We start from the raw sequence: 16365 nt of genomic DNA on the forward strand, positions 1-16365 counted from the left end.
ACGGCAGCACCCTCACGCGACCCAACGTGGGAACCGATGGCGTTCGGGTTCGACGCCGCGTAGCTGAGAACACGACCCACCCCCGTCAGGGCGAGCGCGCCGCCGTCGTCGAGGAACGGCAGCGTCCGAAGCACGCCGCCCCAGCCCTGCGACGGGGCAAGCGGGTGTCTGATGGGCCAAAAATGGCTCACCGCGCGCCGTCCCCGCGCGGCTTGACACGGGCGAAAGTTCTACGGTTTCCTATCCGCACAACGCTGAGGTTGACGACGCGGTCCTTGAGGCCTATCGCCACGACGCCACTGCCGTGGGCTACCCCGTCCGCCCCTACCAGCACCAGCCGGAGCCGCGACGCCCCCCACGTGGTCGTCGCCTTCGTCTAGACTCGGCGCATGGTGGAACCGCTCTCGGAGGTCCGTCGGCTCGGAAGCCTGAGCTTCGCGAAGCGGGGGCGGGCGCTGGCCCTGCTCGCCCGCGGCTGGGATCAGGCCACGGCCGATTCAGTCATGGCTGCGCTGGATGGGGGCGACGCCGACGAGCGGCGGCTGGCGCTGGACCTGGCGACCTATCGCCGGGACGTGGCGCGCATCGAGGAGGCGCTACGCGACCCCATGATGCGCCGGGCCGCGCTTTCCTCGGCGCGCCGGGTGCCGGTGTCGGGCGAAGCGCTGCTCGAGGTGCTGCGCGAGGGGAATCGCCGCGAGGTCCGCGGGGTGGTCCTGATCATGCAAAGGCACCGCCTCGTCGCCCAGGCGACGGCGGTCATTCCCCTGGTCATCTCCAGGCATGGTGTGGAGCTCGCGACACGCCTCTTCGCGACATGCGATCTCGACACGCTGGAACATCACGCGACCGAGCACGAGGCCGCGTGGCGCGAGCTCTTGACGCGCGCGCCGGAGCGGGGCCTTCGCGTGGCGCTGGCGACGAGGCGCAAGATCACGGCGGACGAGGCCACGCTGTTCTGCACACGATATCCCAGGGAGGCCCTGGCGCTGCTGGTGCGGCGGGATGCCTTGGATGCGAGGGCGATCCACGCCCTTCTGATGGCTTGCCCGGCCGGGCTGCTCGAGGTCCTGCGCCGGAACGACTGGACTGTCTCGCTCGCGAGCGGTCCGCTTCCCTCCAGATCGCCGCCGATCTCGACGCTGCCGGCCGAGGAGGTGCTGGAGCTCCGGAGCCGGTGCAAGCCCCTCGACGCCTCCGCCGATCCGCTCTTCCGCTTCCTGCCCCTCACCGAGCGCGAACGTCTCCTTGGCGCCGAGCTGGAACAGGCCGCCACGGCCGCATGGTCGCCCCGTCCTGGCATGGAGGCGCGGCTGGCCACGATGCCACCGGCGAGCGTCACGCGGCTCACGGCGGCGGCCCTGAGTCCTCCCGTCGATTCGGACACCCGGCGCAAGCGGCTTCGGGCCCTCGAGAAGCACCTCGACCTCGCCCAGCTGCGATCCGAGCACGAGGCGCTGGGCGTGGCCAGCGACCGGGGCGAGCGCGCGGCGCGGATGGTTGCGCTGGTGCGCTCGCTCCGCCGCGGCGCCGACCCGGCGACCTGCGCGTCCGTCCTCGCCGAGGTGGAGCCGGCATGGCATGGCGCCAGGCGCCATCTGGTCATGGCCGAGCTGGCCCAGCTGTCCGATCGCCAGGTCTCGGAGATCCCCGTGCAGACGTACAGGGACGCTCTGCTCACCACCGTGCAGTCGCGCGATTCGAACGCAACCACCCTGGCCCACGCCGAGCGGGCCGTGCACAAGGCCATCGGCGAAGCGATCCTCCGGGACAGCATCACACGCGCGGCGCAGCTGCTCGGGCTCCTGGTTCAGATTCGCCTGGACCCCCGGGTGCGCTGGCGCGCCGACAAGGCGCCGGCGCCTGGTCACCAGCCGCCGTCCATGGAGGTTCTGCCGAGCCCGCTGCGCATCACCGAAGGTGTCGCCGCCCAGCTCCATGCGGCCTACGAGGGCGTGCGCCTCGACGGCACCACACCCATGCTGGGACCGGTGGCGGTCGGTCGCTACGAGCCCGAGGCGGAGCGGCTCATCGTGGACCTGCTCCTCGGAAGAGCACCGAAGGCGCCGCGGCCTCCGCGCAAGCCCGCCACGTGCGGCGGGCCGCTGGACGAGGTGATGGGGTACGTCCCGGAGATCAGCTTGAAGGAGACTGCCCTTGTCGACGATCTGCTGGATCGGGACGACACGACCGATCCCCACAAGACCGATCTGGTGGCGGCGATCTCACGATCGGCCCCCGGGCGGTGGACGCCCTCCCAGCGCAGGCGCTTCACGCAGCATCTCCTGCGGGTGGCGCGGGACGCCAGCCTCGATCTCTCGAGGCGCGTCAAGGCCATCGGCCGGGTCGAGGACGCGCCGCTGCTGCTCGAGCTGCTGTCGGGATCGGCCGGGCCGGTCGCCGCCGCGATCCTGGCGCGGTGCGCCCGCATCGCCCCGCCGACCGCCGAGCTCCGTCGGCTGTTCCTGGAGCGCGCGCGAAGATCCGGCGTGGTGGGGCGCGCGGCGATGAGCGCCCTCAACGTGCTTTCCGAGCGCATGCCCGGCCCGTTCGATCTGGCGCCGTACCGTGAGCTGCTGCTGTCGAAGGGCTGCGCGGTGGTCAACCGCAAGAACGCCGCCGGCAGGGTCTCAGCCGCTGCGACCGTGGAGGCGCGCGACCTCCTGATGGAGGCGTGGCGGTCCGAGGACCTGCACCCCAGCATCCGGCCGGACATCCTGGCGGGGCTACTGCGCTTCGTCGACCAGGCCGACGTCCGACAGGTGCTGATCGACGGCATCACGACGGTGCCGGAACCGTGGCCGCTGCTCAACCCCGGGTCGAGGCTCCTGTTTCCAAACGAGTCGCAGGCGCGACCCGCGGTCGCTCGCGGCTTCGTGGCCCTGGCCGAGGCGCTGGTCGAATGCGGCGACGAGCGCATCGCTTCCACGGCAGCGGGCGTCTGCATTGCCCAGCATGACCTGTGCTCGGAAGGGCTCGGTCTGGCCACCAGGCTCCTCGCCGAGGCGCGCACCTCCGGCCGCGTCCTGGTCCAGACGGTCGACTCCTTGAGCCGCCTTCCCGACGACGCCGGATTACCCCACTGGCAGGCGGCGCTGGCCCGGCTCGTCGCCGCGGCGAGCGGCGGCCAGACCTGGGCCGCGGCCCGGCTGGCGCGGCTCGCGCCCAGGCCACGGGCGTTCCGGATCGCGCTCGGCCTGGCCCAGAAGGCTGCTGGCCTGCGCCTCATCGCCGCCGCTTCGCTGAAGGAGATCCTCGACGTCGATCTCGTCGAGGTCAGGTTCGCCGCGGAGCTATGGTCGGAGTATCTGGCCCTTGTGGACGAACAGCCCGCGCGTCGGATCCCCTCCACCGGCAAGCTGAAGGACTCCGGGCTCGCGGCCTCCCTGATCGATTGGCTCATCCAGCATGGCGGGCTGGCGGCCGCGCTGTCGGCCGCCGAGCTGTCGCTGCAGGTCGAGAAGCAGCTCCGAGACAGCCCCGCATGGCGCGCTCGGCTCGACGCCATCCGCGCGATGCACGCTGACGCCGCCGAGCGCTTGCTGCTGGCGGACACCTAGCTTCGATTCGCGCGGCCGGCGCCGGCGTGGTCTGCGGGACGGGGGTTGCGTCTCGTTAGCGTCTCGTTAGCGTCTCGTTACCAGCGACGGACGCAACCCCGGTTGCCAATTGACGCGCGGCTGCGGTCGGCGTTCCATGAGCCATGGCCCAATCCGCTCCCAACCCGTATCAACCGCCGACCGCGCTCGAGCCGATGGCTGACTCGGAGCGAGCCGACGAACGCAGCGCGTCGCGCATGTCGCGCTTCTGGGCGGCGATGATCGACGGGGTTCTGGCCCTTATCATCATCGTCCCGCTGCAGTATTTTGCTGGCGTCTATCGCGACTTTCCGAAGGTCGCCGAGCAGCCGTTTCCGCAGTCGTTGTTGTGGGCGCTGGCGGGGTTCGCGATCACCCTGGCGCTGCACGGCGCGTTCCTCGCCCGCAGCGCGCAGACCATCGGCAAGAAGGCGCTGGGCATACAGATCGTCAACGCCAGCGACGGCAAGCGCGCGGCCTTCGGCACGATCGTCTTGCGGCGGCTCCTGCCGATGTCGGTCGTGGCTCTGATCCCGTACGTGGGCGGCGTCCTCAGCCTCGTCAACGTGGTGTTCATCTTTCGCAAGGATCGGCGCTGCGTGCATGATCACATCGCGGGCACACGCGTCGTGAAGCTGGACCGAAGCGAGTAGGCCCGAGCGGCACACGAGCGAGCGGCGGGCGTGCAGCGCGCCGGATCGGCCCTGCTCTACGCGATCTCTGTGCGATCTCTACCGCTTCGCGAGCAGCGCCTCGATTCGGGACGGATCGACGCCGTAGATCTCCGCGAGCCGCGGGACGCGGTCCGACGCCGGAAAGGCCAGCGCGCGCCGCAGCGGCTCGTGAGGATGGTGCTCGATCACCCAACCCCCGAGCTGCCGGCGGATTTCCGCTTCGCATACGCCCTCCACGACCTCGACGCCCCCTTCGCGCAGGATGCGAACGCCTTCGCCGTCGACGCGCGGGTTCGGGTCGTTCATCCCGATCACGACGCGGGCCACGCCGCGCTCGACGATCGATCGCGAGCACGCCGGCGTGCGGCCGTGGAACGAGCAGGGCTCGAGGGTCGAATAGAGCGTCGCTCCGACCACGCTGAGCCCGCGCGCGTGCGCCGCGCGTGCCGCGGCGATCTCCGCGTGATCTTCACCCGGCCCCAGGGTATGCCCGCTGCCGAGGAGCTCCCCGGCGGCGCTCACGATCGCGCAGCCGACCCAGGGGTTGTCGCCCGTTCCTCCGCGCGCCCGTTCGGCCTCCTCGATCGCCAGGCGCATCCATTTCTCAAGGTCGTTGCTCATCCTGATCTCGGTCTTGCCCTCGGGCGGCTGCGCGACGGGGAGTCGTTCGCGACGTCGCGCCACGTCGCGTGGGCCGTGCTCATGAAACGCACGTTCACCACGTCATGAGCTGGTCGTGAATCCAGCTGGCCCGCCTGCGGAGAAAGTCCTTGAGCAGGCTGATCTCGGCGTCGTGGGACCCATCGAGAGGCGGGGAATCCGGCCAGCGCGCGAAGTTCCTCTCCACGGCCGGAGCTCCCGCCTTGCGCACCAGGCCGTCCACCATGGCGTCGAGCTCGTCGGGCGCGAGCTCGCCCTGGAGCAGCGCCAAGAATCGTTCCTTGTACCGCGCCTTGAACGCCGGATCGCGGAACAGCGACCCCCACCAGCCCTCGGTGAAGTAGTCGGTCCCGTCGGAGCCCTCGAGCTTCCACTCCTCCGGCTCGAACGCGCGTCCATCGTAGGGCGTTCCGAGGCTCCGGTCGAAGTCCCACACGGGGCCGGCCGAGAGGAGGCCCTGTCGATCTTTGAAGAAGTACGTGCTGATCCGCAGGGCGTCGACGTTCTTCGTCAGGGCGCTGATGATGTTGTGGTCGATGAAGGCGTCTTGATCGATGAAGCTCGAATAGTGTTTGCCGCTGCTGGGCTGCTTGAAGTCGTCCGCGTCGACGGCCTGACCGAAGTCGTCGATGTAACTGCGGATGTAGTCGAGCTGCGGCCTTCGCGCGGGGGCCAGCATGTCCTCCGGGTCGGGGTACACGAACTGGAGGTCCTGGCCGGCGGCCTTGAAATGATCTTCGCCCTTGTCGATGCGCAAGAGGAAGCCGCCGGTCACGTCCGGCTCCGTGAGATCGTCGGCCGAGAGCTTGGCCACCGGGACACGCGCCTTCCCGCGCTTGATCTTCTCGATCGCCGTGTAGAACCCGAGGAAGCTCTTCTTCGCCACGTCGGCCCCCGAGTCGACGAGGAACACCTCGACGAAGCTCGTGCGCGGCGCGTACCGGCCGATGCGGTTGCTCATCTCGAAGGCGAGCGCGTTGCGGATCAGCGAGCGGTCGAAGCTCACCGGATCGCTGAGCACCCAGTCGGAGTCCGCCGGCATCCCCAGGAACTCCCGGTCGAGATCCGTGTCCAGCGCGTCGTCACGAAATTCGACGGCGTATTGCTTCTTCGGAAACTCGCGAGACGTCGCGCCGCGGACGTGGATGCCGATGCGGCCATCGAAGCTCGCGCGGCCCAGGAGCCTGGTTTGCCCATCCTGGGGCTCGAGCAGCATGAACGTGGCCGGGACGAACTCGGTTTCGAGCGGGTCGAGCTGCTTCGACTCGAAGGTGTGGATCACGATGATCGGCAGCTCCGAGCTGAACTCCGCGCTGTCGGCGGCGACCTTGAAATACGCCTCGCTCGCGATCGGCCCGAGGAGGTCGGCCCCGTCGCTGCCCTCTCCCCCGTCGCCGCCCGCTCCCCCGTCGCTGCCCGCCCCCCCGTTGCCCCCCTCTCCGGAGGGCGCGGCGTGAGGGACGACGGCGAGGGCGCGCACCCGCGTGGACGCGGTGAGCACGAGCGGCTCGACGTAGACCGGCGAGCTCGCGGTGGGCAGCGAGCCGTCGGTCGTGAAGTGCACAACGGCGCGCTCGTTCTCGACCGTGAGCTCCACGGGCTCGGACGTCTGGAAGGTGCCTCCCTTCGGCGTGAACACGACGGCCAGCGACTTCGGGGCAGGCACAGGCGCAGGCACAGGCGCTTTCGCGTCATCGCGCGCCTCGCTGGAGCAGCCCCCGAGCGAGGCCAGCACGAACACCCCCGCGACGCGCAGCGCCGCGAGCTTCGATACGTAGAACATTCCCGCACAGCTTACTCGGGTCGCTCGTGAATTCGAACGAGCGCGTGATGGGCCTCGCGTCCTCCTCGAATCGGGCCGAAATCCATGCAGTCCTGCGTATGTCGGATGGTTCGTGATGAGTAGGTACGATGCCGCGCGGGGCGGGGGCTGCGCGGCGGGGGGGCGAACGAGCGCGGCAGCAGCGGGGCCGCGCCCCGGCGCGCTCGAGCGGAGGTCCCGTTTCAGGCGGGCTCGAACGCCTTGCTCGACGCGTACCCGCGGGCGGCGGACCGGATCTTCGCGATCTGCGCCGCGTCGAAGGAGACGGGCGCTCCGGTGCGCGTGTAGCTCATCACGTTGTCGTCGACGCCGCTGTGCCCGAGGCCGAAGAAGTGCCCGAGCTCGTGCGCGAGCACGGTGGGCCGCGCGTTCGCCGCGAGGATGACGAAGCGCCGCTCCGGCGTCGCCCGGTGCCGCCAGTGCACGCCCATCCGGAAGCGCCGCGGATCGTCGACGTCCCGCAGCGACGCGACCACCATCACGTTGATCCGGCGCGCCTCGATCGCCGAGGCGAGCGCGTCCCGGTCCTCGCGCGTCTCGATCCGCGAAAACCGCGGGGCGAGCGCGCGCGAGGCGACCCTGCGCAGCGCCACACCGGCGGGCTCGAACAGCCGGACCGCCTCGGCGACCTGCGCGTCGATCCAGGCGTCGTCGCGCACCGGCTTCCCCGCCTCCTCCTCCGTCACCGCGATCGAGAGGGGAAACGCCGGGAGCGGCGCGGGCACGCGCCCCGCCGCGCGGGCCAGGCCCGGGGCGAGCGCGCCGGCGGAGAACAGGCCGGCTGCGGCGATCACGGCGCGGCGGGACATCATGGACAAGGCCCTATACCATCACCGGCCGACGATCGCGACGCCGTGCGAGGGAGATCCGCGCGAAGCGCGTGACCGTGAGGCACGTTCCAGATAGGCTCTCCTTCGCTCGCGTGGTACTCGGCTGGAGCACGGTCCTGCGCGATGCGAACAGCGGCGCGCTCCGGAGGTCATCGATGTTGAACACAGGGGTTGTCGTGCTCGGCGCCCGCCTGCGGCGAGAGCGACGAGAAGAGGCAGCGGCGCTGCCCGAAGCCGCGTCCGGCGACGGCGGCGCGGCGCATCGAGGCTAGCGGGAGCATCGATGGCACTCCCCTCGACGCGAATGGACTTCCGCATCGACCTCTCGCACGTCGATCGCGGCCGCGAGGCGAGCGAGCGGGTGATCGTCGCCCGCCACCCGTCGGAGAGCGCCGAGCACGTCATGCTGCGGGTGCTCGCGTATTGCCTCTTTCACGAGGAGGGCCTCGCCTTCGGCCCAGGGCTCTGCGACGCCGAGGCGGCAGACCTCTGGACCCGCGATCCCGCGGGCCGCGTCCTCACGTGGATCGAGTGCGGCGCGGCGCCGTTCGAGAAGCTCAAGAGAGTCGTGCAGCACAACCCGGGCGTGGCCGTTCACGCGCTCTTTTCGGACGCGCGCCGGCGCGACGAGCTCGTGTCCGGCGCGCGTGAGGCCGCCTCGCGCGCGAGCAAGGTCACCGGCGCGATCTCGCTCTCCACCGTCGACCACCGCCTCGTCGCCGCGCTCGCGGAGAACACGGGGTTGCGGCGCAAATGGGCGGTCACGATCGTGGGCGATCACCTCTATATCGAGGCCGACGGCAGCACGCTCGACGGCGAGGTCGTCCGCTCGCGGCTCGAAGAGCCGTGATGGCGTCGAGGCAAGCGGCCAGGTTTTGCCCTCAGGCGCGCTCGCCTGCTCTGGCAGGCGCACGGCACTTCATCAGCCAGCCTCATTTCACCCACGCCGCGCCGGTCGGAAACTCGAACTGATCGAGCGACGCGGGTCGCATGGTGGTGCTGTACCCCGGCGCGGTGGGCGGCATGTACCGGCCGGCCTGGACGACGACCGGATCGACGAAGTGCTCGTGGAGGTGATCCACATGCTCCAGGATGCGATCCTCGAGCGACGCGCTCACGCAGATGTAGTCGAAGAGCGAGATGTGCTGCATGATCTCCGAGAGGCCGACCCCGCCGGTGTGAGGGCAGACCGGGACGCCGAACTTGGCCGCCATGAGCAGCACGGCGAGCACCTCGTTGACGCCGCCCAGCCGGGCGCCGTCCGCCTGGCAGAACCGGATCGCGTCCGCCTGGAACATCTGCTTGAACATGACGCGATTGTGGGTGTGCTCCCCCGTCGCCACGCCGATCGGCGCGATCGCCCTGGCGATCGCGGCGTGGCCGAGGATGTCGTCGGGGCTCGTGGGCTCCTCGATCCACCACGGATCGAACGCGGCGAGGCGCCGCATGCTGGCGATGGCCTGGCCGACGTCCCACACCTGGTTGGCATCCATCATGAGCCGGCGCTGCGCCCCGATCTCCTCCCGGATGATCTGCGCCCGGCGGACGTCGTCATCGATGCTCGCGCCGACCTTGATCTTGAAATGGGAGAAGCCGCGCGCGAGCGCCTCGCGGCATAACTGGCGCAGCCTGTCGTCGGAATAGCCGATCCACCCTGCCGAGGTCGTGTAGGCCGGAAAGCCGTGCTGCCGCATCTCGTCTTCCCGCGCCGCGCGGGTAGGCGCGTTCCGGCGGAGGATCTCGAGCGCCTCCTCGGGGCTCAGCACGTCCGTGATGTAGCGGAAGCTGACGCAGCGGACGAGCTCCTCCGGGGTCATGTCCACGAGCAGCTTCCAGAGCGGTTTGCCCGCGGTCTTCGCCCACAGATCCCAGGCGGCGTTGACGACGGCGGCCGTCGCCAGGTGGATGATCCCCTTCTCCGGGCCGACCCAGCGGAGCTGGCTGTCGCCGGTGATCTCGTCCCAGAAAGCGCCCATGTCGGCCGTCATGGCGTCGACGCGCCTGCCCACGAGCAGGGGGCGGAGCGCGTCGATCGCCGCCACGCAGAGCTCGTTGCCACGGCCGATCGTGAAGGTCAGGCCATGCCCCGCGATCCGCTCCGGGCCATCGGTCTCGAGCACGACGTAGGCCGCCGAGTAGTCCGGCCTCGGGTTCATGGCGTCCGAGCCGGCGAGAGAGCGCGAGGTCGGAAAGCGGATGTCGCGGGCGATGACATCGGTGATGCACACGGACATGGGGTCCCCCTTCGTGTGAGCTACGCCGGACAGCGGGCATAGCCTCGTGTGTCAGATGCCGATGGAGCCCAGCCGAGCACGACCCCACACCCCTGATCGACCGGCTCGTGCGGCAGGCGCACGCGCCGCGTACGGCGGATCCGGGCGATCGGCGGAGGCTGCGGCTGGGACGGAGATGCGCCGCGTCATCCACAATCCGCGGCCGAAGCCGGAGACGTGCTTCGTCGAGGCCAGCCGGGGGCCGGAGCGGCGGGCCGGCTCGTGTCCCGTGACTGTCACGTGACACTGTCACGCGACAGCGGGCCGTCGCACCGTGACATCGCGCCACCTCACGCCCGCCCTCGCGACAGAAGCCGGCCGAGAGACATGGTCGCGCTTGCAGAGCCGGCGGGCATGAGCATTGCCATGCCTGCCTGGCACCCGGTGCACGCCCGACACGCGGGCCGGCGTCAAACGGGACGGCGACAGGCACGTCATGCAGCACGCCCCCTGAATGCCCTCCATCGTGGATCTGCCGACTTCCATCTTGGTTCAATCTTCGGGCATCAGCGAGAGAATCTTATGAAACGTGGACGATGGGTCGCCGCCGCAGCATTGATATGCAGCTGCGATGGCACGATTCGGATCGGTCGACGTCGAGGCTGCGGACCTCGACGCCGATGAGGACCTGGATCTGGTGTTCGCCCCCGCAGGCGGAGATCAGACTGTCCTGCTCTCGAACAACGGGACCGGGTACTTCGCCGACGTGACGGCGAGCCGGATCAGCGCGCACGCCTACGACGCCGACGCTCGCGAGGTCGAGCTCGGCGACTTCGACACGGACGGCGACGTGGACATCGTCATGCTGCGGGGCAACATCCCCTCGATGTTGTCGCGCAAGCACTCGCTGTACAGGAACGCCGGCGGCTACTTCGACCAGATCGACGCCCCCTGGCTCACCCAGACCCTCCTCTTGACGGCCGACGGAGACGTCGGCGACATGGATGGCGACGGGGACCTGGATCTCATGCTGGGGAATTATAGCCAGGCGAATCAGCTCCTGCTCAACACGACGGTGCCCTGAGCGAGAGGCTGTCGGGGAGAAGGCATCATCGGAACGCGGCGTCCGCAAGGTCGATCCTGCTGGTTCCCGCACCTGCCGATCGAGGTCGCGCAACCGGACCCGTCGGAGTCGCTCCGCCGTCGTCTGGCGAGGGGGGCACCGTGCTCGCGCACCTCCAGGCGCTTATGGGCAGATTTCGAGTCATACCTCGCGCGCCGTGCTTCACTCCGGTTCGTGCCGAAGCCGGTGCCAGCGGTCACGCACGATGCGAAGAGGCAAATGAAGACGGCGTCCTGAATCATGCGTTGCCGGTCATGAAGCCATGCGAAACGCCGTAGCAACGTGGGGGCTGCACCCATGTCACTTGCGCCGGTGGCTCGGCCGCGCTATTCGGTGTCCGCTGTTTCACCCGCGCGCGCACCGCAGAGCTCGCGCTTCGACCGAGGAGAGCTAGAGATGAAGATCAAGAGGAACGGTTCGGCGGCCTGGCAAGGTGGAATCAAGGATGGCAAGGGATCCATCTCCACCGAGAGCGGCGCGCTCAAGGACTATCCCTACGGGTTCGCCAGCCGCTTCGAAGGGCAGCGTGGCAGCAACCCCGAAGAGCTGATCGGCGCCGCCCATGCCAGCTGCTTCACGATGGCTCTGTCCCTGATCCTGGGCGAAGCCAAGCTCACCGCCGAACAGATGAACACCTCGGCGCAGGTCACGCTGGAGCAGGTGGAAGGGGGCTTCGCCATCACCGCTGTTCATCTGACGTTGAAGGCCAAGATCCCGGGCGCGGATCAGGCGACGTTCGAGAAGCTCACCGGCATGGCCAAGGCCGGGTGTCCGGTGTCCAAGCTGTTCAATGCCGAGATCACCCTCGATGCGACGTTGATCGAGTGAGAGGTCGGTGAGGGGGTGTGATTGCCAGGGAGCGGGCCTTGCGAGGCCGGAGGCCGCTCCCAGGCGGGATCGCCGTGCTCGCCTGGGACCGCGAGATGCCCGACAGCAAGGTCAGTATCGGGAGCAGCTCCTGGCCGATGACCTCTTCGAGCTTGTAGCCGATGATCTGCTCGCAGGTCGTGTTCGTGTACACCACCCGCCCGTCGGGTGTGAGCCGCGAGATGAGCGCAGGCGCGCGGTGCACGATCTGCTCGTACTCGTCCCGCTCCTACCGGACTTGCGCGAGCTGGTGCTCGAGCTCCGCCACCCGGACTTGCAGCTCGGCGACCTCGGTGTCAACCTCGGCTCTGGTCATCGCTTGGATATCCTCACGGCGTGAGGATAGGCCACGCTCCGCGGTCCAAAGTTCCGCCTATAAAAACCAGCAGATCCAACGAGCTCACTCGACTATGCAACATTGTCTACGCCATGCTGGCACCGCGCCGCTCAGGGGCGGAACTCGGAGCCAGGGACGACCTGGAGGGATGTGCGGAGGTAGTTGAGCGGGGAGTGATCCCCCAGCGAGCACGGCAGGGGCAGCCACGAGAAGAGGGGGAGCTGGTCCTTGAGCCAGGCGATGGCCCCCAGCGCTAGCGCCGCTGTCCCTGCGAGGGCTTGCTCGCTGCCGATAAGCAGCCCGTTCGCGCTCGTCTGCGTGCGCTGCAAAGCCCAGCCGGTGTCGAGCGGCGGCGCGGTGTAGAGCTGCCCGGAGTGCGCGAACTTCCCCATCGTGATCGGCGGGAACTGGGGTACAGCGTCGCGCCGGTAGACGTGCCGGAAAAGCTTCTCTCCGAACCGATCGTCGCACGTCTGCGCGAACACCGCATCGCCAACCATGGGCTGGCCGAAGGTGTAGATACCGCGGACCTTCCTCTGGAGGGGAGCGAGGAGGGGATCCCGGTGGATCTCCGCGGCGGCCAGGACCGCGAGTGCGCCGCCCAGGCTGTGCCCGCCGATGCGCCGCTGCGCTGGCGCAAGGGGCGCCTGGCGGCGCGGGCGGACCTGACGTGCCGGGCGTGAGCGCCTGCGTTCGTGCTGCGCCGGCGGTCACATTCCGGGGGGCTGCCTTGTCCTCGTAGCGGACCCCACCGGGAGAGGACATGAAGAGACTGCTCAGAATCGATGCAAGCGCCCGTACGCAAGGGTCGATCTCGCGGAGCGTGGCGGACTATTTCCAGGTACGCTGGACAGAATCGAATCCGGGCGGCCGCGTCATCGTTCGCGACCTCGCCCGGTATCCGGTGCCACACCTCGACGCCGCGACCATCGCTGCGTTTCTCGCGCCCCCGCCGCCTTCCGGGGGGCCGCCGCCCGAGGGCCTCGTGCTGTCCGACGCCTTGATCGATGAGCTGAGCTCGGCCGATCACTTGCTGATCAGCAGCCCGCTGTACAACCTCACGCTGCCATCGACCCTCAAGGCCTACTTCGATCACGTCATCCGCAATGACCGGACGTTTGCACAGGTAGAAGGGCGCTACGTGGGGCTCCTCAACAGCAAGTCGGCGTCCGTCGTGACGGCGCGCGGCGGCGTCGCCTCGCCCGCCGCCGAGGACGAGCTTCAGACCCGCACGCTGCGGGCGATGCTGGCCTTCATCGGCGTCACGAAGGTCGACGTGATCTCGCTGGATGGGATGAGCGGAGACGAGGCCTCTCGGTCGCGTCGCGTCGCGCGCGCGCGGGCCGAGATCGACGATCTCTTCGCCTCTCCTGGAGAGCCGGTGTGGCTCGGGCCGTTCACCGAGCAAGATCGCCGGGAGATCGGCGGGCTGCGTGCCGCGCAGGCTGCTGCCATCCAGCGGGGCGACGCGGAGGCCTACGCGGCGCTTTGCGCCGACGACATCCAGCTCCTGATCCCGGGGCACGAGGTCGTCTCCGGCCGCGAGCGGTTCCTCGCGTGCGAAGCGGAGCTCTTCCGGAGCGCGAGCTTCGCGTCGTTCAGGAAGACGCCGGAGCGGATCGAGCGGAGCGGCGACCTGGCCGTCGAGGTGGGCCGGCAAGAGGTGGCCATGCGGCGCGGCGGGGCCGCGGGCGTCTTCGCCGCGCGGCAGAAGTACACGCATGTCTTCCGGCGGACGGCGCAGGGCTGGCGCTTCGCCGTGCTGATGTCCAACGCCATCGAGTAACCGTCATGGATCACCGAACGCGTCTCTTCGAGAGCCACCGCCCCCTCCTCGAGGGGCTCGCTTACCGGATGCTCGGCACGCGCGCCGACGCGCTCGACATCGTGCAGGAGACGTTCTTGAAGTGGAGCCAGACAGACATCGACCCGATCCGCGACCCGCGTGCGTGGCTCGTCACGGTGTGCAGCCGCATCGCGCTGAACACGCTGCAATCGGCGCGTTCCCGGAGAGAGACGTACGTGGGCACCTGGCTGCCGGAGCCGTTGATGGAGGAGTCGCGGAGCCCTGACGAGGAGCCGCAGATCGACGAGACCGTCTCGGTGGCGCTGATGCACGCCCTCGAGAGGTTGACGCCGAACGAGCGCGCCGCGTTCCTGCTGCACGACGTGTTCGGCTACAGCTTCGACGAGATCTCCACCCTGCTCGGCAAAGAGAGCGCGGCGTGCCGGAAGCTCGCCTCCCGTGCCCGCGCGCGGGTCCGCGACGCGCGGCCGAAGTTCGCGGCGTCGTCCACCGAGCACCAGCGCCTCCTGACCGCGTTCCTGAACGCCGCGCGCGCCGGCCGGATCGACGAGCTCCGCAGCCTGCTCGCGGAGGGCGTGGAGCTCCACGCCGACGGGGGCGGCAAGGCCGAGACGGTGACCCATGTGCTCCGCGGCGCGGACGCGGTGAGCACCTTCTTCGCCCGCGTCTGGAGCGCCACGGCGCATCCCGATGGCCGCTACCGCTTCGTGGTGCGGTGGTTCAACGGCTCCCCGGGGCTCCTTGTCCACGACGACGGTCGGCTGATCGCCGCCGTGAGCGTGATCGTCGACGAGGGCGTGATTCGAGGGGTCTATGCCCACCGCAACCCGGAGAAGCTCGCAGCCTTCCTCGCTGAGGCGGGCTGAGCGGCGCGGGCCCGGCGAGGGAAAGCAGGCGCGGCGCCCTGCTCTTTTTTTCTGGACCCGGCAGTCCAGAACGGTCATGCTCTCCCCGTGGCCCGGCCCAAGGAGTTCGATCGCGACGAGGTGCTCCGGCGCGCCATCCCGGTCTTCTGGGAGAAGGGCTTCGCCGGCACCTCGACCGAGGATCTCGTCCGTGCCATGGGGATCGGCCGACAGAGCCTCTACGACACGTTCGGCGACAAGCGACGGCTGTTCCTCGAGGCGCTCCGCGCCTACAACGCCGACAGCATCGCCTCGGTGATCAAGGCGCTCCGGGCCGGACCGACCGCGCTCGCGGCGCTCGAGCGTGTCCTCATCGACCTCGCCGAGGAGCACGGCGCGGCGCGCTCCCGCGGCTGCATGGGCGTGAACGCCGTCTGCGAGCTCGCCCGCGAGGACGACGAGGTGCGCGCGCTCACCGCGACGAGCGTCGCGCTGCTGGAGACCGTGCTCAAGGACGTCATCGACGACGGCAAGGCGAAGGGTGACATCGGCTGCGCGGTCGACAGCCGCGCGGCCGCTCGCTTCCTCGCGACCACGCTCGGCGGGATGAGGGTGCAAGCCAAGGCCGGCGCATCGACCGAAGCCCTCCGCGACGTCGCGGCCTTCGCGGTCCAGAGCCTGCGCCCGCGCTGATCGCGCGGCGGCCGCGCCGGACCGCGCCCTCGCCGCGCGCTATTTTTGACTGATCGTTCAAGTAAAACGAAGCACAGCAGCCAACGACGCAAAGGAGCTCAGCATGAACAACGACATCGGGCCGCTCGCAGGGAAGAAGGCGATCGTCATCGGCGGATCGCGCGGCATCGGCGCGGCCATCGTGAAGCGCCTCGCGCGGGAGGGCGCGGCGGTCGCCTTCACCTACGTGAGCCGGCCGGACCGGGCGCGGGAGCTCGTCGCGGCTGTCGAGTCCGGGGGCGGGCGCGCCATCGCCCTTCAGGCCGACAGCGCCGATGCGAGCGCGCTCGAGCGCGCGATCGCCGAGGGCGCGAGGGCGCTCGGCGGGCTCGACGTCCTCGTGAACAACGCCGGCATCCTGATCTTCGGCAATGCGGACGAATACCGCCTCGAGGACTTCGACAGGATGCTCGCCGTCAACGTGCGCGGCGTGTTCGTCGCCGCCAAGGCCGCGGCGAATCACCTCTCGCGCGGCGGGAAGATCCTCGTCATCGGCAGCAACATCGCCGAGCGCGCGATGCTCGCCGGCTCGGCCGTCTACGGGATGACGAAGGCCGCGGTCGCCCGTCTGGTGCGCGGGCTGGCGCTGGATTTCGCCCCGCGCGGCATCTCGGTCATCAACGTCCAGCCTGGCCCGACGACGACCGACATGATGCCGGCCGACGGCCCGCACGTCGACTGGGTGCGCAACCTGAGCCCCGAGAAGCGCATCGCCGATCCCGACGAGATCGCGCGGTTCGTGACTTACCTGGCCCGGCCCGAGTCGACCTACATCAACGGCGTGAGCCTGACGATCGACGGCGCCTTCTCGGCGTGAGCTGCCAGCGCTGCTCGCAGGGACCTGCCTCGCTTGCTCGGTGAGCCGAAGCCACGCTAC

The 16365-nt window shown here is 69.6% G+C and carries 15 protein-coding genes and 2 pseudogenes; 9 read left to right on the forward strand and 8 right to left on the reverse strand.

Annotation, left to right across the window (positions count from 1 at the left end; all coding sequences use genetic code 11):
• The first annotated feature begins 389 nt into the window (after positions 1-389).
• Positions 390-3560, forward strand: a complete 3171-nt coding sequence (locus tag WMF22_RS46050) for a hypothetical protein (RefSeq protein ID WP_438033873.1) — start codon at positions 390-392, stop codon at positions 3558-3560.
• A 143-nt stretch (positions 3561-3703) separates the two neighbouring features.
• Complete coding sequence (locus WMF22_RS46055) at positions 3704-4231, forward strand: RDD family protein (RefSeq protein ID WP_437296172.1); 528 nt, start codon at positions 3704-3706, stop codon at positions 4229-4231.
• Positions 4232-4309: 78 nt separating this feature from the next.
• On the opposite strand, the gene WMF22_RS46060 is transcribed toward WMF22_RS46055, so the two are convergent.
• The 4 genes from WMF22_RS46060 to WMF22_RS46075 all read right to left on the reverse strand — a co-directional run bounded on the left by WMF22_RS46060 (position 4310) and on the right by WMF22_RS46075 (position 7845).
• Positions 4310-4873 carry a deaminase gene (locus WMF22_RS46060; protein ID WP_438033874.1) on the reverse strand — a complete coding sequence of 188 codons (564 nt, stop codon included), beginning with the start codon at positions 4871-4873 and terminating at the stop codon, positions 4310-4312.
• Between the two features lie 94 nt (positions 4874-4967).
• On the reverse strand, positions 4968-6695 hold the full coding sequence (locus WMF22_RS46065; RefSeq protein WP_438033875.1) for a CotH kinase family protein: 1728 nt from the start codon (positions 6693-6695) through the stop codon (positions 4968-4970).
• 221 nt (positions 6696-6916) lie between these two features.
• Complete coding sequence (locus WMF22_RS46070; RefSeq protein ID WP_438033876.1) at positions 6917-7546, reverse strand: hypothetical protein; 630 nt, start codon at positions 7544-7546, stop codon at positions 6917-6919.
• Between the two features lie 167 nt (positions 7547-7713).
• Entirely contained in the window at positions 7714-7845 is a 132-nt protein-coding gene (locus WMF22_RS46075) for a hypothetical protein (protein ID WP_437296176.1), read from the reverse strand.
• Between the two features lie 2 nt (positions 7846-7847).
• On the opposite strand from WMF22_RS46075, the gene WMF22_RS46080 reads away from it, so the two are divergent.
• The gene (locus WMF22_RS46080; RefSeq protein WP_437296177.1) at positions 7848-8414 is read left to right on the forward strand and encodes a YaeQ family protein; all 567 of its coding nucleotides are present in this window, start codon (positions 7848-7850) and stop codon (positions 8412-8414) included.
• An 82-nt stretch (positions 8415-8496) separates the two neighbouring features.
• On the opposite strand, the gene WMF22_RS46085 is transcribed toward WMF22_RS46080, so the two are convergent.
• Positions 8497-9798 (reverse strand): L-fuconate dehydratase, encoded by a 1302-nt coding sequence (locus tag WMF22_RS46085; protein ID WP_438033877.1) that lies wholly within the window; start codon positions 9796-9798, stop codon positions 8497-8499.
• Between the two features lie 610 nt (positions 9799-10408).
• On the opposite strand from WMF22_RS46085, the gene WMF22_RS46090 reads away from it, so the two are divergent.
• Together WMF22_RS46090 and WMF22_RS46095 are read left to right on the forward strand one after the other, a co-directional pair.
• Positions 10409-10861 carry an FG-GAP-like repeat-containing protein gene (locus tag WMF22_RS46090; protein WP_437296179.1) on the forward strand — a complete coding sequence of 151 codons (453 nt, stop codon included), beginning with the start codon at positions 10409-10411 and terminating at the stop codon, positions 10859-10861.
• 435 nt (positions 10862-11296) lie between these two features.
• The gene (locus WMF22_RS46095) at positions 11297-11728 is read left to right on the forward strand and encodes an OsmC family protein (RefSeq protein ID WP_437296180.1); all 432 of its coding nucleotides are present in this window, start codon (positions 11297-11299) and stop codon (positions 11726-11728) included.
• On the opposite strand, the pseudogene WMF22_RS46100 reads toward WMF22_RS46095, so the two are convergent.
• From WMF22_RS46100 to WMF22_RS46110, 3 genes and pseudogenes are all read right to left on the reverse strand, one after another.
• Positions 11700-11978 (reverse strand): annotated as a pseudogene (locus WMF22_RS46100) (PAS domain-containing protein); the annotation flags it as partial. The gene WMF22_RS46095 and the pseudogene WMF22_RS46100 overlap by 29 nt on opposite strands.
• A gap of 236 nt (positions 11979-12214) precedes the next feature.
• On the reverse strand, positions 12215-12496 hold the full coding sequence (locus WMF22_RS46105) for a hypothetical protein (protein WP_438033878.1): 282 nt from the start codon (positions 12494-12496) through the stop codon (positions 12215-12217).
• Positions 12497-12556: 60 nt separating this feature from the next.
• Positions 12557-12724 (reverse strand): annotated as a pseudogene (locus WMF22_RS46110) (lipase family protein); the annotation flags it as partial.
• A gap of 143 nt (positions 12725-12867) precedes the next feature.
• Between WMF22_RS46110 and WMF22_RS46115 the strand changes: the two are divergent.
• The 4 genes from WMF22_RS46115 (at position 12868) to WMF22_RS46130 (ending at position 16305) form a co-directional block, all read left to right on the forward strand.
• Positions 12868-13890: an NAD(P)H-dependent oxidoreductase gene (locus WMF22_RS46115; protein WP_437296182.1), complete on the forward strand. Its 1023-nt coding sequence runs from the start codon at positions 12868-12870 to the stop codon at positions 13888-13890.
• A 5-nt stretch (positions 13891-13895) separates the two neighbouring features.
• Positions 13896-14777, forward strand: a complete 882-nt coding sequence (sigJ, locus tag WMF22_RS46120) for an RNA polymerase sigma factor SigJ (RefSeq protein ID WP_437296183.1) — start codon at positions 13896-13898, stop codon at positions 14775-14777.
• 87 nt (positions 14778-14864) lie between these two features.
• Entirely contained in the window at positions 14865-15449 is a 585-nt protein-coding gene (locus WMF22_RS46125) for a TetR/AcrR family transcriptional regulator (protein WP_438033879.1), read from the forward strand.
• Positions 15450-15552: 103 nt separating this feature from the next.
• The gene (locus WMF22_RS46130) at positions 15553-16305 is read left to right on the forward strand and encodes an SDR family oxidoreductase (protein WP_437296185.1); all 753 of its coding nucleotides are present in this window, start codon (positions 15553-15555) and stop codon (positions 16303-16305) included.
• Positions 16306-16365: the final 60 nt, after the last annotated feature.

Source organism: Sorangium sp. So ce204 (assembly GCF_051526795.1).
Classification (GTDB): Bacteria; Myxococcota_A; Polyangia; order Polyangiales; family Polyangiaceae; genus Sorangium; species Sorangium cellulosum_B.